General features: G+C 58.8%; 11 protein-coding genes, 1 tRNA gene and 1 pseudogene. 3 read left to right on the forward strand and 10 right to left on the reverse strand.

What is annotated here, in order from left to right; all coding sequences use genetic code 11:
• Nucleotides 1-145: 145 nt before the first annotated feature.
• The 8 genes and pseudogenes from CKW26_RS23165 to rpsU all read right to left on the reverse strand — a co-directional run bounded on the left by CKW26_RS23165 (nt 146) and on the right by rpsU (nt 10,984).
• Nucleotides 146-1,240, reverse strand: coding sequence for a pyridoxal phosphate-dependent aminotransferase (locus CKW26_RS23165; protein ID WP_095050306.1), 1,095 nt, complete (start codon nt 1,238-1,240; stop codon nt 146-148).
• Nucleotides 1,241-1,428: 188 nt separating this feature from the next.
• A complete protein-coding gene (locus CKW26_RS30095; RefSeq protein ID WP_176471330.1) occupies nt 1,429-1,653 on the reverse strand; it encodes a hypothetical protein in 225 nt (74 codons plus the stop codon).
• Nucleotides 1,646-2,159: pseudogene (locus tag CKW26_RS23175) on the reverse strand (PAAR domain-containing protein). The gene CKW26_RS30095 and the pseudogene CKW26_RS23175 overlap by 8 nt, the downstream one beginning before the upstream one ends.
• A 282-nt stretch (nt 2,160-2,441) precedes the next feature.
• Nucleotides 2,442-2,518, reverse strand: a tRNA-Ile gene (locus CKW26_RS23180).
• 15 nt (nt 2,519-2,533) lie between these two features.
• Entirely contained in the window at nt 2,534-6,280 is a 3,747-nt protein-coding gene (locus CKW26_RS23185; protein ID WP_095050307.1) for a bifunctional diguanylate cyclase/phosphodiesterase, read from the reverse strand.
• 126 nt (nt 6,281-6,406) lie between these two features.
• The gene (gene rpoD, locus CKW26_RS23190) at nt 6,407-8,251 is read right to left on the reverse strand and encodes an RNA polymerase sigma factor RpoD (RefSeq protein WP_093441990.1); all 1,845 of its coding nucleotides are present in this window, start codon (nt 8,249-8,251) and stop codon (nt 6,407-6,409) included.
• 67 nt (nt 8,252-8,318) lie between these two features.
• Nucleotides 8,319-10,283, reverse strand: coding sequence for a DNA primase (gene dnaG, locus CKW26_RS23200; protein WP_093441982.1), 1,965 nt, complete (start codon nt 10,281-10,283; stop codon nt 8,319-8,321).
• Between the two features lie 485 nt (nt 10,284-10,768).
• Nucleotides 10,769-10,984, reverse strand: coding sequence for a 30S ribosomal protein S21 (gene rpsU / locus CKW26_RS23205; RefSeq protein ID WP_002551877.1), 216 nt, complete (start codon nt 10,982-10,984; stop codon nt 10,769-10,771).
• 199 nt (nt 10,985-11,183) lie between these two features.
• On the opposite strand from rpsU, the gene tsaD reads away from it, so the two are divergent.
• Entirely contained in the window at nt 11,184-12,209 is a 1,026-nt protein-coding gene (gene tsaD, locus CKW26_RS23210; RefSeq protein ID WP_093441977.1) for a tRNA (adenosine(37)-N6)-threonylcarbamoyltransferase complex transferase subunit TsaD, read from the forward strand.
• Nucleotides 12,210-12,232: 23 nt separating this feature from the next.
• Here the strand turns inward: tsaD and plsY are convergent, their stop codons facing one another.
• Nucleotides 12,233-12,802 (reverse strand): glycerol-3-phosphate 1-O-acyltransferase PlsY, encoded by a 570-nt coding sequence (plsY, locus tag CKW26_RS23215; RefSeq protein WP_095050308.1) that lies wholly within the window; start codon nt 12,800-12,802, stop codon nt 12,233-12,235.
• 74 nt (nt 12,803-12,876) lie between these two features.
• Between plsY and folB the strand changes: the two genes are divergently transcribed.
• On the forward strand, nt 12,877-13,233 hold the full coding sequence (folB, locus tag CKW26_RS23220; RefSeq protein WP_064390789.1) for a dihydroneopterin aldolase: 357 nt from the start codon (nt 12,877-12,879) through the stop codon (nt 13,231-13,233).
• Nucleotides 13,224-13,739, forward strand: a complete 516-nt coding sequence (gene folK, locus CKW26_RS23225; RefSeq protein WP_095050309.1) for a 2-amino-4-hydroxy-6-hydroxymethyldihydropteridine diphosphokinase — start codon at nt 13,224-13,226, stop codon at nt 13,737-13,739. The genes folB and folK overlap by 10 nt, the downstream gene beginning before the upstream one ends.
• Before the next feature lie 91 nt (nt 13,740-13,830).
• Here folK and CKW26_RS23230 read toward each other — a convergent pair whose 3' ends face one another.
• A complete protein-coding gene (locus CKW26_RS23230) occupies nt 13,831-15,054 on the reverse strand; it encodes a multifunctional CCA addition/repair protein (RefSeq protein ID WP_095050310.1) in 1,224 nt (407 codons plus the stop codon).
• Between the last annotated feature and the right edge of the window lie 4 nt (nt 15,055-15,058).

Below are 15,058 nucleotides of genomic sequence, written 5' to 3' on the forward strand. Positions count from 1 at the left end.
GGGCGGCTCCATTGGCGCGAATCGGTGGCTTGCGCATGTTACAGGCTCAATAGAGCGGACGCTTGCAGGCGATGATCGGGTTTTCATCTGCGTGCCGACGATATTGAACTGCTGAAAACTGACCGTTACTTCACGCCCGTGTTGCTTAGGCCATAACCTCGGCAAACGCCTCCCGGAACCGGTGCATGTCATCGTCCGTGCCGACACTCACCCGAACCCAGGTCGGCCATTCTTTCCAGACGCGACCGACATGCACGCGACGCTCGGCCAAAGCCTTGACTATGTCACTCGCCGGGCGTCTGACGTCTATCATGAAGCAGTTGGCTTGGGACGCCGTGCAGCGAAAACCGCGCGTATTCAGCCACGCGACGGTTTCCTCGCGCAGGCGCGTATTGTTGTGTTTCCTTTGGCTCAACAACGACGCGTCTTCAAGGCTGGCGATTGCTCCCAGCAGGGACGATGCGGCTGGGACGTTGTAGTTGCCGAACACCTCCAGTTGTTCCAGCAACACCGGATTGCCCACCGCGATACCGAGCCTTGCGCCGGCCATGCCGTAAATTTTCGAAAAGGTACGCAGCACCAGCAGGTCGGGGTGTTCCTTGACCAGGGGAATGCACGTCGTGGCCTGCGAGAAATCAATGTAGGCCTCATCGACCAACAGAATCGAGCCTTTGGGTTTGTCCTTCAGGGCACGTTCGATATCGCTGCGAGCCGTGAGAGTGCCAGTCGGATTGTTCGGGTTGCAGATATAGATCAAACCGGGCCGAGGGTCGGCAACCAGCATGCGCGGCAGGTCGTGGGCATGCTCGGCGTTCAGGGGAATCTCGTGGACAGTGACTTTCCTGCCACGAGCCGCCTGGGCGGGATCTTCGTAGGAGGGGGCGGCGACTACCAGACTGCCCTGCTGGGTGAAGGCATGCACGGCATGCTGCAAGGCCTGTTTGGAGCCGCAATACGTCTGGACGAAATCCTCGGGAATGCCTTGCTGGCGGGCAAACAGTGCATTGAGTCGGTACTGGATCTTGTAGGGATAACGTCCCGACAGGGCGATACCTTCCTGCATCGCGTGCCGGGCTGCCGCTGAGGGTCCCCAAGGACTTTCGTTGAAGTTGATCAGCACGTCATCGGAAGTTGCTGCTGTCGAGGCGGTTTCAATGTGAGCCTGTGCCCAGGGGTTGTGGGCCAGTAACGGCAGCGTCGCAGCAAATCCAACGAATGAGCGTCGAGTGACATCAACCATGAAAACTCCCTTTTCGGATCATCAGATGCGCCACGGCTGTGGGGCCTGGATACTGAAGTAACGAACTGGTTAATGGTTGATTTACAGGAGGGTGATCTCATGAGTAGAAAAGCACACGCAAAAAAAACGCCCATCATGGGCGGTTCAGCATGTGCAGCGAGCATCGGTTTTTCTCTGCGCGCAGACCGCTACAAGCGTTCTGCCAGCGAATTTGTAGAGTCCAGATGCGGTTCGTCGCGCAGCAACTTGAGGCTCTTGCCGTCCTTGCTGATGTTCGGCGTAGCGCTGCAGTGACGCATCGCCGAGCAAAGTACTTCCCGGTCCTGCGGGTCGAGTTTGGGTTCCAGGACGCTGACAGGGTTCATCTGACCCTCTGGTTTCATGCCACCTTGGGATACGGACGGTTCAGTCATTGCTTTCACCCTGCACAAGGTCGATATGAAGGGTTTGCGGCGATTTATCCTTGACCCAACGGGTCATACCCTCGGCATCCGTGGTGTCGAAGAAGCTGGTGCCGGAGGAGGACCAGACCTTGACCTTGCGGCCAGCCATGGGCTTGCCGGTTTCCTGGTTGATCAATTGAAAGCGCCCGGAGAATGGCGCGGGTAGAGACGGGATCGGGATGAAGGGCGCGAGAGTGTGCGTGTCGCCGATGATGATCGTGCTCGCGCCCTGAATGACCGGTGCACCGTGGTCGGTGACGCATGCCAAGCATGGCGGCGGGTTGGCCGTTGATGAAAACGGTGGAGGATACTCCTGAAGCAATGTGGCCTCCGCAAGCGGTGGCGTCGTTCAGTCGTGCGGCCTGCAGGCCTTCGAACATTACATCGGGGGAACCCGAAACGATCGGGTTGGTTGCATGTCCGGGCAATGGACAGGCGGTCGGATCTGTAACGCGTGCAGCAGGTTTACCACTCATTTTGCGAATCCTTGCAAAAGGGCGATAGCGGCGCAACGCTCGGCAGGCCTCAAGTCCGGGTGCTGCTGGTGAGCCAGTACCAAGTGTCGCGAAGCAACTGCCGGTGCCGCGCGCTGGTTAAAGGCCTTGACGGTGGGAGTGCGAAAGGTGATGTGTCTGTTGCAGCATCAGTGCACACGAGTGGACAGATTATGGACGGAATAAGCTATTCCGCGATTTTGAGGAGCCGCATTTTTTCGCTTCAGATACGCAAAAGCCGCGCATTTGCGCGGCTTTCAGGTTTGGTGGGCCCACACGGACTTGAACCGTGGACCAAAGGATTATGAGTCCTCTGCTCTAACCAACTGAGCTATAGGCCCTCAGTAGGTCGCGGATTATAGCGACGGTTTCTCGGCTGTGCTATCCGAATAATCCGATACGGTTACACGAAGAAACGTCGCGGCGAACTCTTCTGGTGGTAACGGCAGGCTGACGATGTAGCCCTGGATCTGTTCACAGCCTTCGGCGGCGAGAAATTGTTGTTGTGCCTGGGTTTCCACACCTTCGGCGATAACCGTGAATTGCATGCTCCGGCCCAGCGCAATGATGGCCCGGACAATGGCCGCATCATGGGGATCGTCGGGCAGTCCGCGGACAAACGACTGGTCGATTTTGAGGATGTCCAGCGGCAGCCGTTTGAGGTAACTGAGCGAAGAATATCCGGTGCCGAAGTCATCAATCGCCAATTGAACGCCGAGGTGTTTGAGTTGGTGTAACACCGCCAACGCCTCTTCAGCCTGACTCATGATGAAATTCTCGGTAATTTCCAGTTGCAGTAAATCCGGCTGCAGGCGGTTGTCGTTGAGTAGCTGTTCGATGCGTCCGAGCAGATTTGGCTGACGCAGTTGCGCACCGGCGAGGTTCACCGACAGCGGGCCGAGGCTGTCGTAGACCTGCCCCCATTCGAACATTTGACGGCACGCCGTCTCGAGCACCCAGTCACCAATCTGCAGGATCATGCCGTTCTCTTCGGCCAGCGGAATGAAGTGCTCTGGCGGCACGTCGCCGAAGGTCGGGTGACGCCAGCGGATCAGCGCCTCGGCACCGACCAGGCGATGATCGTCGAGGCTGATTTTCGGTTGGTAGTAGAGGAACAGTTCATCACGTTCAATGGCCCGACGCAGTTCATGCTCCAGCGCGATGCGCTCGCTGGCCTGGGCAGTGAGGTCGCGGGTGTAGCTCTCGACGCGGTTGCGACCCTTGGCCTTGGAGCGGTACATCGCCGCGTCGGCGTTTTTCACCAGTGTGGCGACGTCACAACCGTCCCGTGGGTAGAGGCTGGTGCCAATGCTGGCGCTGATGAAGAACTCATGTTCGCCAGCCTGGAACGGCGCACCAAAGCAGTTGAGCAGTTTGGTGGCGATGTTATCGGCGTCGCTGGCCTGTTGCAGGCCGGGTAGCAGAATGATGAATTCGTCACCGCCCAGACGCGCCACGGTATCGATGTCTCGCAATTGCTCCTTCAGGCGCACGGCGATACCCTTGAGCAGCAGATCGCCGACCGGGTGGCCGAGGCTGTCATTGATGTGTTTGAAGCGGTCGAGATCGAGAAACAGCACGGCGCCCTGACTGCCGTTTTCCTGCTGGCTGTTCAGTGCCATCAGCAAGCGGTTTTCGAACAGCGTGCGGTTCGGCAGGCCGGTAAGCGGGTCGTGATGCGCCTGATAGTCGAGTTTGGCTTGTGCATGTTTGAGGCTGGAGATGTCGGCAAACACGGCAACAAAGTGGGTAATGAACTTGTCGCGATTGCGCACAGCACTGATGGTCAGCCAACTGGGGTACAGCTCGCCGTTCTTGCGTCGGTTGGAGATCTCGCCTTGCCAGTGACCTTCGTCGGTCAACTGGTGCCACATTGCCGCGTAGAATGCGCTGTCGTGCAGACCGGATGCGAGCAGACGCGGGGTATGCCCGAGCGCTTCGCTTTCGCTGTAGCCGGTGATTTCGGTGAAAGCGCGATTGACCGCACTGATGTGTTGTTGGGTGTCGGTGATCAATACGCCTTCAGCGGTACTTTCGAACACGGTGGCGGCCTGCTGCAGTTTTTCCTGCATCAGATGCCGCTCGGTAATGTCGCGGGCGATGGTCAGCATGCAGTCATCTTCGCCAATCGGCAGCGGACGGCTGGATACTTCACAGAGGCGGATCTGCCCGTCACTGCGGCGGATATGGCAGGTGAAGTCACGGACGAAGCCGTCGCGATGCAACAGATCGAGCATCTGTTTGCGTTCGTTGAGGTTGACCCAGATTCCCAGATCCAGTGCCGAGCGATCCACCGACATGGCGCTATTGAAACCGGTGATACGGCTGAATCCTTCGTTGACCTCCAGCAGCAGGCCGTCGCTCTGGCGTGACAATAACAAACCGTCCGGCGAGGCGTGGAAGGCTTTGGCGAACTTCTCTTCGGAGGTTTGCAGTTGCTGTTGGGTTTCCTTGAGCTGGGTGATGTCGCGCACTACGACAACCAGCGCGGGGGTGGTATCGAGGTCGAACGGCTCGGCGGAAATCAGGCCAGTGAACAACTGGCCATTGTTGCGGCGAAACGGCATCTCCAGATTGCGAATGCTGCCCGCCTGCAAGCGCTGCAGCAATCCGGGACCGACGCCGGGTATCCCCCAGATATTCAGGTCAGTTGCGGTTTGCCCCAGCACTTCTTCGGCTTTCAAGCCGATTTGTTCTTCAAACGCTTCGTTGACCTCCAGCAGGCAGCCATCGGACAGCCGTGCAATCACTAGAATGTCCGGGCACTGCTGGAAGACCGAAGCGAACTTTTGTTCCGAAAGCCGCAGCGCTTCTTCAGTGCGCTTGATTTCGCTGATGTCGATCATCAAACCGCGCATCACCGGCTCGTGGCCATGTTCGATCAGGCTGACGATGTCGCGTACCCACAAACAGCGGCCATCAGCGGTGATAACGCGGTAATCGACGATGTGATCGCGACCCTGGCGAAGCGCTTCTTTGCAGTAATTCTGCGTACGGGTCAGGTCGGCCGGGTGAATAATGTTGTGCCAGAACCCGGGAATCAGCCAGTGCGATTGTGGATAGCCAAGCAAGTCTTCGGCGTGGGGCGACACATAGCTGTAGGTGAAGTCGCTCATCCGCGCTTCCCAGGCGATGGCCGACAGGCTCTCGACCAGGCCACGATAGTGGTATTCGCTGCTGCGCAGTTCCTGTTCGAGGTCGATACGTCGGGCGATTTCCGAACTCAGGCGGCGGTTGATGCGGATCACCACGGCGAGAATCGTCACCAACAGCAACAGACCTGGTAAACCGTAGATCAGCAGATCCGACCAGAATGTCCGATGATCAAGGACGTTGCCGACCCAGTGCTCCTGAATGCTGCTGATTTCATCAGAGCTCATGTCAGCAAGGACTTTGTCGAGAATTCCCACCAGTATCTTGTTGTCGCGGGGGACGGCCATTGCCAGTTGGTAGCGATATGGGGTTTCGCCGCTGACGTACAGACCGTCGAGCTTGAGCTGGCGCAGGCTCCAGACGCTGGAGGCGAGGTCGCCGACGACGGCGTCCACTTCGTCGGTCGCCAACGCTTGTAATGCCGAACTGACATTGGGCATGGCCACCAGATTCAGATCGGGGTGGTGGGTGCGCAGCAGTTCGTGGGGCGCGTAGTTTTCCACCACGGCGATCTTCAAGCCGTACAGGTCGTCAAGTTTGCGCGGTTGTGCACCGCCGATGTGCGAGAGGATGACGATAGGGAAGTCGAGATAAGGGCGGGTAAACGACAGGTAAGTCTGGCGCTCCGGTGTGGACATGATGCCGGGCAGGAGGTCGATCTTGCCTGATTTGACCTGTTCGAGCACCACCGTCCAGCTCACCGGTTCGATGGGCGTCAATTTGATTGCAAGGCGTTGGCGAATTACGTCGATATAGTCCGCCGCCAGGCCCTGATAGCGGCTCTGGTCGTCGCGAAACTCAAAGGGCGGCCACGACGCATCGACACCCAGGCGCAAGTCCGGGTGAGCCGCCAGCCAGCTACGTTCTTCATCGGTCAGAGTCAGCGCGTCAGCCGTTGCGGTCCAGATCATCAGTGACAGCAAAAAAAGCACGGACGCCAATCTGGGCATAACGCTCTCGTTATGGCTCGGGGATGATTGTTTCGAGTGTAGACGGGGTATGCGGGGGAGGGGCGTTGCGAAGGACTTAATCTGCCATATAAACAAAACCCCCGGCCTGGGCCGGGGGTTCTGGTATCACTCGTCGAGGAAGGAGCGCAGATGCTCGCTTCGCGTCGGGTGGCGTAGCTTGCGCAGCGCCTTGGCTTCGATCTGACGGATCCGCTCACGCGTTACGTCAAACTGTTTGCCCACTTCTTCGAGTGTGTGGTCGGTGTTCATGTCGATACCGAAACGCATGCGCAGTACTTTGGCTTCACGGGCAGTGAGGCCGGACAGCACTTCGCGAGTCGCTTCTTTTAGGCTCTCAACAGTGGCGACATCGATTGGCGACTGCATGGTCGAGTCTTCGATGAAGTCACCCAGATGGGAGTCTTCGTCATCACCGATCGGGGTTTCCATGGAGATCGGCTCTTTAGCGATCTTCAATACCTTGCGGATCTTGTCCTCAGGCATTTCCATGCGTTCGCCCAGCTCTTCCGGGGTCGGTTCGCGACCCATTTCCTGCAACATCTGCCGGGAAATGCGGTTGAGCTTGTTGATCGTCTCGATCATGTGCACCGGAATACGGATGGTGCGGGCCTGGTCGGCGATCGAGCGAGTGATCGCCTGACGGATCCACCAGGTGGCATAAGTCGAGAACTTGTAACCACGACGGTATTCGAACTTGTCTACCGCTTTCATCAGACCGATGTTGCCTTCCTGGATCAGATCGAGGAATTGCAGGCCACGGTTGGTGTACTTCTTGGCGATCGAGATCACCAGACGCAGGTTGGCTTCAACCATCTCTTTCTTCGCGCGGCGGGCCTTGGCCTCACCGATCGACATGCGACGGTTGATATCCTTGATTTCTGCGATGGTCAGACCGGTTTCGGTTTCCAGCGCGATCAGTTTCTGCTGGCAACGAATGATGTCCGGTTGCACGCGACCAATGGCTTCGGCGTATTTGCTCTTGCCTTTGGCCAGGGCGTCGGACCAGCTTTCGTCGACTTCGTTGCTCGGGAACTGACGCAGGAAATCGGCGCGTGGCATACGTGCATCACGTACGCACAGTTGCATGATCGCGCGCTCTTGCTGACGCAGACGATCCAGGGCACTGCGGACACGCTCGACCAGGCCTTCGAATTGCTTCGGCACCAGTTTGATCGGCATGAACAGCTCGGCCAGTGCGAGCAACTCGGCAATCGCTGCCTTGTTGTTGCGACCGTGCTTTTTCAGGGCCTTGCGGGTGATTTCCATCTGGTCAGCCACGGCGCCGAAACGCTGGGCAGCGATGACCGGATCCGGACCGCTTTCGGCTTCTTCTTCGTCATCGGAAGATTCGGCTTCATCGTCGTCGGTGTCGTCGTCGGCTTTCGCCACTTTGGCTTCGACAGGCGGCGGCACTTCGGCAGGCGGCGCAATGCCGTCGTCCGGGTCGATATAACCGCTCAGAACGTCGGACAGGCGACCACCTTCGGTGGTGACGCGGGTGTACTCGGAGAGAATGTGGTCAACCGTGCCAGGGAAGTGCGCGATTGCGCTCATCACTTCACGGATGCCCTCTTCGATACGCTTGGCGATTTCGATTTCGCCTTCACGAGTCAGAAGCTCGACCGTACCCATTTCACGCATGTACATGCGCACAGGGTCAGTGGTGCGACCGATATCGGTCTCCACCGCTGCCAACGCGGCGGCTGCTTCTTCCGCAGCGGCCTCGTCGGTATCGGCGTCGGCCAACATAAGGGCGTCCGCATCCGGAGCACTCTCGTGTACGGGGATCCCCATGTCGTTAATCATGCGGATGATGTCTTCCACCTGCTCAGGATCTGAAATATCCTCGGGCAGGTGGTCGTTGACCTCGGCGTAAGTCAGATACTTCTGCTCACGACCCAGTTTGATCAACTCAATAATACGAGACTGCTGTTGCGCTTTTCCGGACATAACACCCTATCCACTGAAGGTCTTGGCGGGCAAAAAACAAGCCGAGGATTATACCTGAGCTATGACCTCACGCGCCAGTTGAGGTCGGGTTTGATGCGGAAACATTGCGACTTAGTAGGTCGCGCAGTTGGTTTTTCTCTTCAACGCTCAGTTCGCTTTGACGCGCTTTCCTGAGCAACTGTTCCAGATTTCGCTCGCGTTGGCGGGCTGACAAGCTAGTAATGGTGTCGAAAAACTGTTGTTCAAGGTTATCGCCGTCAATCAGCCACTCCTTTTCTGCCAAAGCCTTGAGCAAGCGTCCCTGTTCAGTGCCGTGCCATCGCGCGATCAACTGAAATGAGTTTAGCTTGGGATTCTTCTGTACAGCTTCGAGCAGGGCCACAAGTAACTGGGCGTTGGTCTGATTCTCGTCCGCAATGTGCCCGGCATCTTCGACGCGCTTGGCCAATTGCGGGTGATGAAGCAGTGTGCGCAGGGCGGTCAGGGTTGGCGACTCGACGCCAATCGGTGTGCGCGGGCGCTGCTGATCGCGATCACCGCCACGTTTGCCGTTCTTGTCCCAGGGCTTTTTGTCCCACTTCTTGCCGCCAGCACCGGGCTTTTTCGGCGTCCACTCCTGCTGCGGCACATACATGTCCTGTGCCTGCGGCTGATGGTAGTCGCTGTAGTCCGGCATCGCATCGTAATCGATGCCCGGATCGTAGGCAGGAGGCGCTTCCTGCGGTGCGCTTTGTGCCAGCTGACTGACGGTTTCGCTGCTCAGGCCGGTAATTTCGGTCAGGCGCTGACGCATCAGAATACGCAGGTTGGCGCCCGGCACTTTGTCGATCAGCGGTGCGGCGAGAGTGGCCATGTGGGCCTTGCCTTCGAGCGAGCGCGGATCGGCTTCTTCGGTCAGTTGCTGGAAGAAGTAATCCGCCAGTGGCTGAGCGTGCTGATTGATCCGGGCCTTGAAGGCGTCAGTGCCTTCGGCGCGCACCAGGGTATCCGGGTCTTCGCCTTCGGGCAGAAACAAAAAGCGCGCCCGGCGGCCGTCTTGCAGGCTTGAAAGCGTTGCTTCCAGGGCGCGCCACGCGGCGTTGCGGCCGGCCTGGTCGCCGTCGAAACAGAACAACACGTTCGGTACGACGCGGAACAGGCGCTTCAAATGTTCTTCGCTGGTCGCGGTGCCCAGCGTCGCGACGGCATTCTTCAGCCCCTGCTGTGCGAGGGCGATGACGTCCATGTAGCCTTCGACGACGATGATTTCGTCGAGGTTGCGGTTGTTCTTGCGTGCTTCATAGAGGCCGTAGAGTTCCTGGCCTTTATGGAATACCGGGGTTTCCGGTGAGTTCAGGTATTTCGGCTTGTCGTCGCCGAGTACGCGGCCACCGAAAGCGATGATCCGCCCGCGGGTGTCGCGAATCGGGAACATTACGCGATCGCGGAAGCGGTCATAGCGTTTGCCGGTTTCGGCGTTCTCGATCAGCAGGCCAGCGTCGATCATGGCCTTCTGCTGCAATGTATCGCTGCTCAAGTGCTTGAACAGATTGTCCCAGCCCGGCGGCGCGAAACCGAGGCCGAAATCCCGGGCGATCTCGCCAGTCAGGCCGCGTCCTTTTAGGTAATCCACCGCAGCTTTGCGTGCTGGATGGCTCTTAAGCGCCTGCCGGTAAAAGTCGGCGGCGGCGGTGAGCAGCGGATACAGCGGCGAATCGGTCGGCTGCCGTGGCTTGCGCTCGCGGCCGCTTTCTTCGCGGGGGATTTCCATACCGGCGGCTTTGGCCAGATCTTCGACAGCCTGGGGGAAATCCAGGTTGTCGTGATCCATGAGAAAGCCGAGGGCATTGCCGCCGGCGCCGCAGCCGAAACAGTAATAGAACTGCTTGTCGGGGCTGACGCTGAAAGACGGGGTTTTCTCTTTGTGAAACGGGCAACAGGCGGTGTAGTTCTTGCCGGCCTTCTTCAATTGCACGCGCGAACTGACCACGTCGACGATGTCGGTGCGGTTCAGCAGGTCGTCAATGAAGCTCTGGGGAATCAGCCCGGCCATGGCGTTCTCGTCGTCTGCGCTGTAATAAGTCCGATGCGAAATGCTGCCGGACGCGGGTCATTGTTTGAAGCACGCAAAATATGCGGCTCGACCGGTGTCGTCTGCGTAATCGCTGTCGGGAAGTGTATCTGCCGAAAATCCACTGACGTTAGTACTCATCAGTCGTCGACTATTTGAAAGTGTTGCGCTGAATCCGCTGACGGCCGGTTCAGGGCCTCGGATCGCTCAATAAAGCGGGCACGCATGCAGGTGCCTTGGGCTGATCGTCGTAAGAGGAATCAGTGGGTGTGCTCGTCAGTAGCCTTGAAAGGCTCGTCAGAAAAGACGTGCACCGCTGGCAAAAGAGCCAGGTCTGACGCGTGAAGCAGATTTGTCTCGGTCGCGTGTGCGGCTTCGACGGTGAAGCATCAAGCGTTTTACGCAAATGCCATTAGCCCGGCTGAGAGCCGGGCTTAGGCAAGAAGCTTGCTACGAACGTCTGTGTATTAGTACAGACGAACGGCGCGGCGCTGTTCGCGCTGAACTTTCTTGGCGTGACGCTTAACAGCGGCTGCTGCTTTGCGCTTACGCTCAGAAGTTGGCTTCTCGTAAAATTCGCGGCTACGAACTTCAGCCAGTACACCGGCTTTTTCGCAGGAGCGCTTGAAACGACGCAGAGCTACGTCGAAGGGTTCGTTCTCTTTAACTTTGACGGCTGGCATCCAGAGCTACCTTCATTCATTACCGGGGTCAACATCCTCGCGGCAAAAGAGCACTTGAAGACGTCGGTTTTTAAGGGTTGCGGATGTTAACCCCTCATCGCTCGGAATGCAAAGCCTCTGATCGAAAACCGCTGGTCGGGGCATCACGCGGCGACTATTATGCGCGCCTTCGAATTCAGCCTAAACAAGGCGCAAACCCATGCTAGTACTGGGATTAGAAACCTCCTGCGACGAAACCGGTGTCGCATTATATGACAGCGAACGCGGCCTGCTGGCCGACGCACTGTTCAGCCAGATCGACCTGCACCGCGCTTATGGCGGTGTGGTACCGGAGCTGGCCTCGCGTGACCACGTCAAGCGCATGCTGCCCTTGATTCGTCAGGTGTTGGCAGAAGCCGACTGCGTGCCGACCGAGATCGATGCGATCGCCTACACCGCGGGTCCTGGCCTGGTTGGCGCGTTGCTGGTCGGCGCTTCCTGCGCTCAGGCGCTGGCGTTTGCCTGGGGCATTCCTGCGCTCGGCGTGCACCACATGGAAGGCCACTTGCTGGCGCCGATGCTGGAGCCGAAACCGCCCGAATTCCCGTTCGTCGCTTTGTTGGTCTCCGGCGGTCATACGCAACTGGTTCAGGTCGATGGCATCGGCCAATACAGTCTGCTCGGCGAGACGCTGGATGATGCCGCTGGTGAGGCATTCGACAAAACCGCGAAGATGATGGGTCTCAATTATCCGGGGGGGCCGGAAATCGCCAAACTGGCCGAGAAGGGCGTCGCAGGACGTTTTACCTTCCCGCGTCCGATGTGTGATCGCCCGGGTCTGCAATTCAGCTTCAGTGGTCTGAAAACCTCTGCGCTCAACGCCTGGCAGCAGTGCGTCAACGCCGGGGACGACAGCGAGCAAGCCCGTTGCGACATCGCGCTGGCGTTCCAGCAGGCCGTGGTGGAGACTTTGACCATCAAGTGCAAGCGTGCCCTGAAGCAGGCCGGTATGAAGCGTCTGGTGATTGCGGGCGGCGTCAGCGCCAATAAGGCGTTACGTGTTTCGCTGGAAAAGATGCTCGGCGACATGAAGGGCGATGTGTTTTATGCGCGCCCGGAGTTCTGTACCGACAATGGCGCGATGATCGCGTTTGCCGGTTGCCAGCGTTTGCAGGCCGGTCAGCAGGAAAGTCTGGCAATCAGCGTGCAGGCGCGCTGGCCGATGGAGCAATTGTCGGCGTTGTGATGAGTGGCGCTCATGGCCGGTATTTAAAAATGCCGTTCGCGCCCGGCAAACAGGTCGCGTAGATTGCCGCGGTGGCGCCAGACGATCAGCAGTGTCAGCGCGCTCATCGGCAGCAGCGCTTCCGGTTCCTGCCAGGCCAGCAAAGGCAAGGTCAGGGGCGTAGCGATAAGGGCCGCCAGCGAGCTGGTGCGGGTCAGGTAGAACGTCAGCAGCCAGGCGCAGATGGCCAGCAGCGCGGCGGGCGGATACAGGCCCAGCAGCATGCCGGCGGCGGTGGCAACACCTTTGCCACCACGGAAGCGGAAATACAGCGGGAACAGGTGACCGATCACGGCGCACACGCCGATCCACGCCTGATCCTGCAGCGAAAGGCCGGCAGTCGAAGCGATCAGCACCGGCACCAGGCCTTTGCACAGATCACCCAGCAAGGTCAGGATCGCCAGTTTGCGACCGGCCAGGCGCAGCATGTTGGTGGCACCGGCATTACCCGAGCCACTCATTCGCGGATCCGGGTTTCCGGTCAGGCGGCTGAGCAAAATGGCGAAGGACAGCGAGCCGAGCAGGTAGGCGAGAGTCGCCAGTAACCAAAACATGCTAACTATTCCGGGCGAGGACGCCCTGATTCTAACGGCGCATTGCGCCCTTGTCGTGCAGCGGAGAGAAGTGCTTGGACAGAGTGTTTATCGAAGGCCTGGAAGTCGACACCGTGATTGGTGCCTACGACTGGGAGCGCGGCATCCGCCAGTGCCTGCGGCTTGATCTGAGCTTCGCCTGGGATAATCGCCCGGCCGCGGCCGGTGATGACCTGACCCTGGCGCTCGACTACGCCAGCGTGTCCACGCGAATTCAGGCGTTTGCCGAGCAAGCGCAGTTTCAACTGGTCGAGACCTTTGCCGAACGTCTGGTTGAAGTGCTGATGAGCGAATTCAAGATCACTTGGGTACGCCTGAAGCTGACCAAGCCCGGCGCCGTTCCGGCTGCCAAGGGCGGCGTGGGTGTGGAGATCGAGCGCGGATGTCGCTGACTCAGGTCTACCTCGGGCTCGGTAGCAATATCGAGCGCGAAACCCATTTGCGCGCAGGGCTTGAAGCGTTGGCGACGTTTCTGGTGGATATCCGCTGTTCGGCGGTGTTCGAGAGCCAACCGGTGGGGATCAAAAGCGGGCCGTTCTTCAACTTCGTGGTGTCGGCGTATACCGATCTGCCGTTGATGGAGCTGGACCGACGCTTGAAATTCATTGAGGCGGATAACGGACGTTACGCGCCGGATCGCAAGGGCTTGCCGCTGGATATCGACGTGCTGTTGTATGGTGATCTGGCGGGGAATTTCGACGGACTGGTTCTACCGCGCGCGGAGATTCTGAAGAATGCTTTTGTGCTGTGGCCGCTGTCGCTGATTGCGCCGGATCGCGTGCATCCGGGTGTGGGAAAGAGCTTCGCGACTTTGTGGGCTGAAGCGCAGATTGATCAGGTGCTGGCGCCAGTGCCGTTCGAATGGCGGGGTGAGCAGTTAACCCCGCCGAATCTTTAAAAGCAAAAGATCGCAGCCTGCGGCAGGTCCTGCAGAGAAACGCATATTCCCGTGTGGGAGCTGCCGCAGGCTGCGATCTTCTGATCTTGCTTCAGGCGTTCTCTTTGTAGGCCTTCAACGCCTTGAGCCGTTCACGCTTTAGCGCTTCGCCAAGCTCCGGCCCTTTGAATCCCTTCTCCAGCAACGACTGCACCGCAACCTCTCGCGCAGCCTTCGCCGCACCGCGCAAATAATCCGCCTGTGGATAACTTCTCTGCTCCAGCCCTTTACGGCCTCGGGCGTCCATTTCGCATGCGGCGATAAACTCTTCAAACCGCTGCGGTCGGCGATACACGTCAAAACTCTGCAGCAGGTCAAGCAGCGTCGAGGCCTTCAACTCCAGCGCCCGGTGGCTGTGGGTGTGGTACTTGCCGACCAACAAGGCCAACTCCTGACAATCCTTTGGTGCCTTAAAGCGTTCGTTGACCGCTTTGATCAGCTTCAACCCCGTGTGCTCATGGGCGATGTGTCGCGGCCACTCTTCTTCCGGGGTCAGACCTTTGCCGAGATCGTGCAGCAGGCAAGCCCAGCGAACCGTCAGCGGTTGTTTGTGCCGCGCCGATTGCTCCAGGACGCTAAGGGTGTGCAGGCCGGTATCGATTTCCGGGTGATGCGCTTCAGGTTGTGGCACACCGAAAAGCGCGTCGACTTCCGGCATCAGTACTTTCAGCGCGCCGCAGTCGCGAAGCACCTGAATGAACACTTGCGGCTGATCTTCCATCAGTGCCCGGGAGATTTCTTTCCAGCTACGTTCGGCGGTCAACGCCTCCAGCTCACCGGACTCGCTGAGCTCATGCATCAATTCCAGCGTCTCCGGTGCGACGGTAAAACCCAGCCCGGCATAGCGCGCTGCGAAACGGGCAACCCGCAATACACGGAGGGGATCTTCGGCGAACGCCGGAGAAACGTGGCGCAGAATCCGGGCTTCCAGATCGCGCTGGCCATGGTAGGGATCGGTCAGATTGTGCTCATTGTCCTCGGCCATGGCGTTGATGGTCAGGTCGCGACGAATCAGGTCTTCTTCAAGCGTCACTTCGGGGCTGGCGTGAAAAGTGAAACCGCCATAACCGCGCCCGCTCTTGCGTTCGGTGCGAGCGAGGGCGTACTCCTCGCCGCTTTTGGGATGAAGAAACACCGGGAAATCCGCGCCGACCGGGCGATAACCCTGGGCGAGCATTTCTTCCGTGGTGGCACCGACTACGACCCAATCGATGTCAGTGACTGGTTTGCCCAGCAAGCGATCACGTACGGCACCGCCAACCTTGAAAATCTGCATAAAA

This window comes from Pseudomonas sp. Irchel s3h9 (genome assembly GCF_900187475.1).
In the GTDB taxonomy this organism is placed as follows: domain Bacteria; phylum Pseudomonadota; class Gammaproteobacteria; order Pseudomonadales; family Pseudomonadaceae; genus Aquipseudomonas; species Aquipseudomonas neuropathica.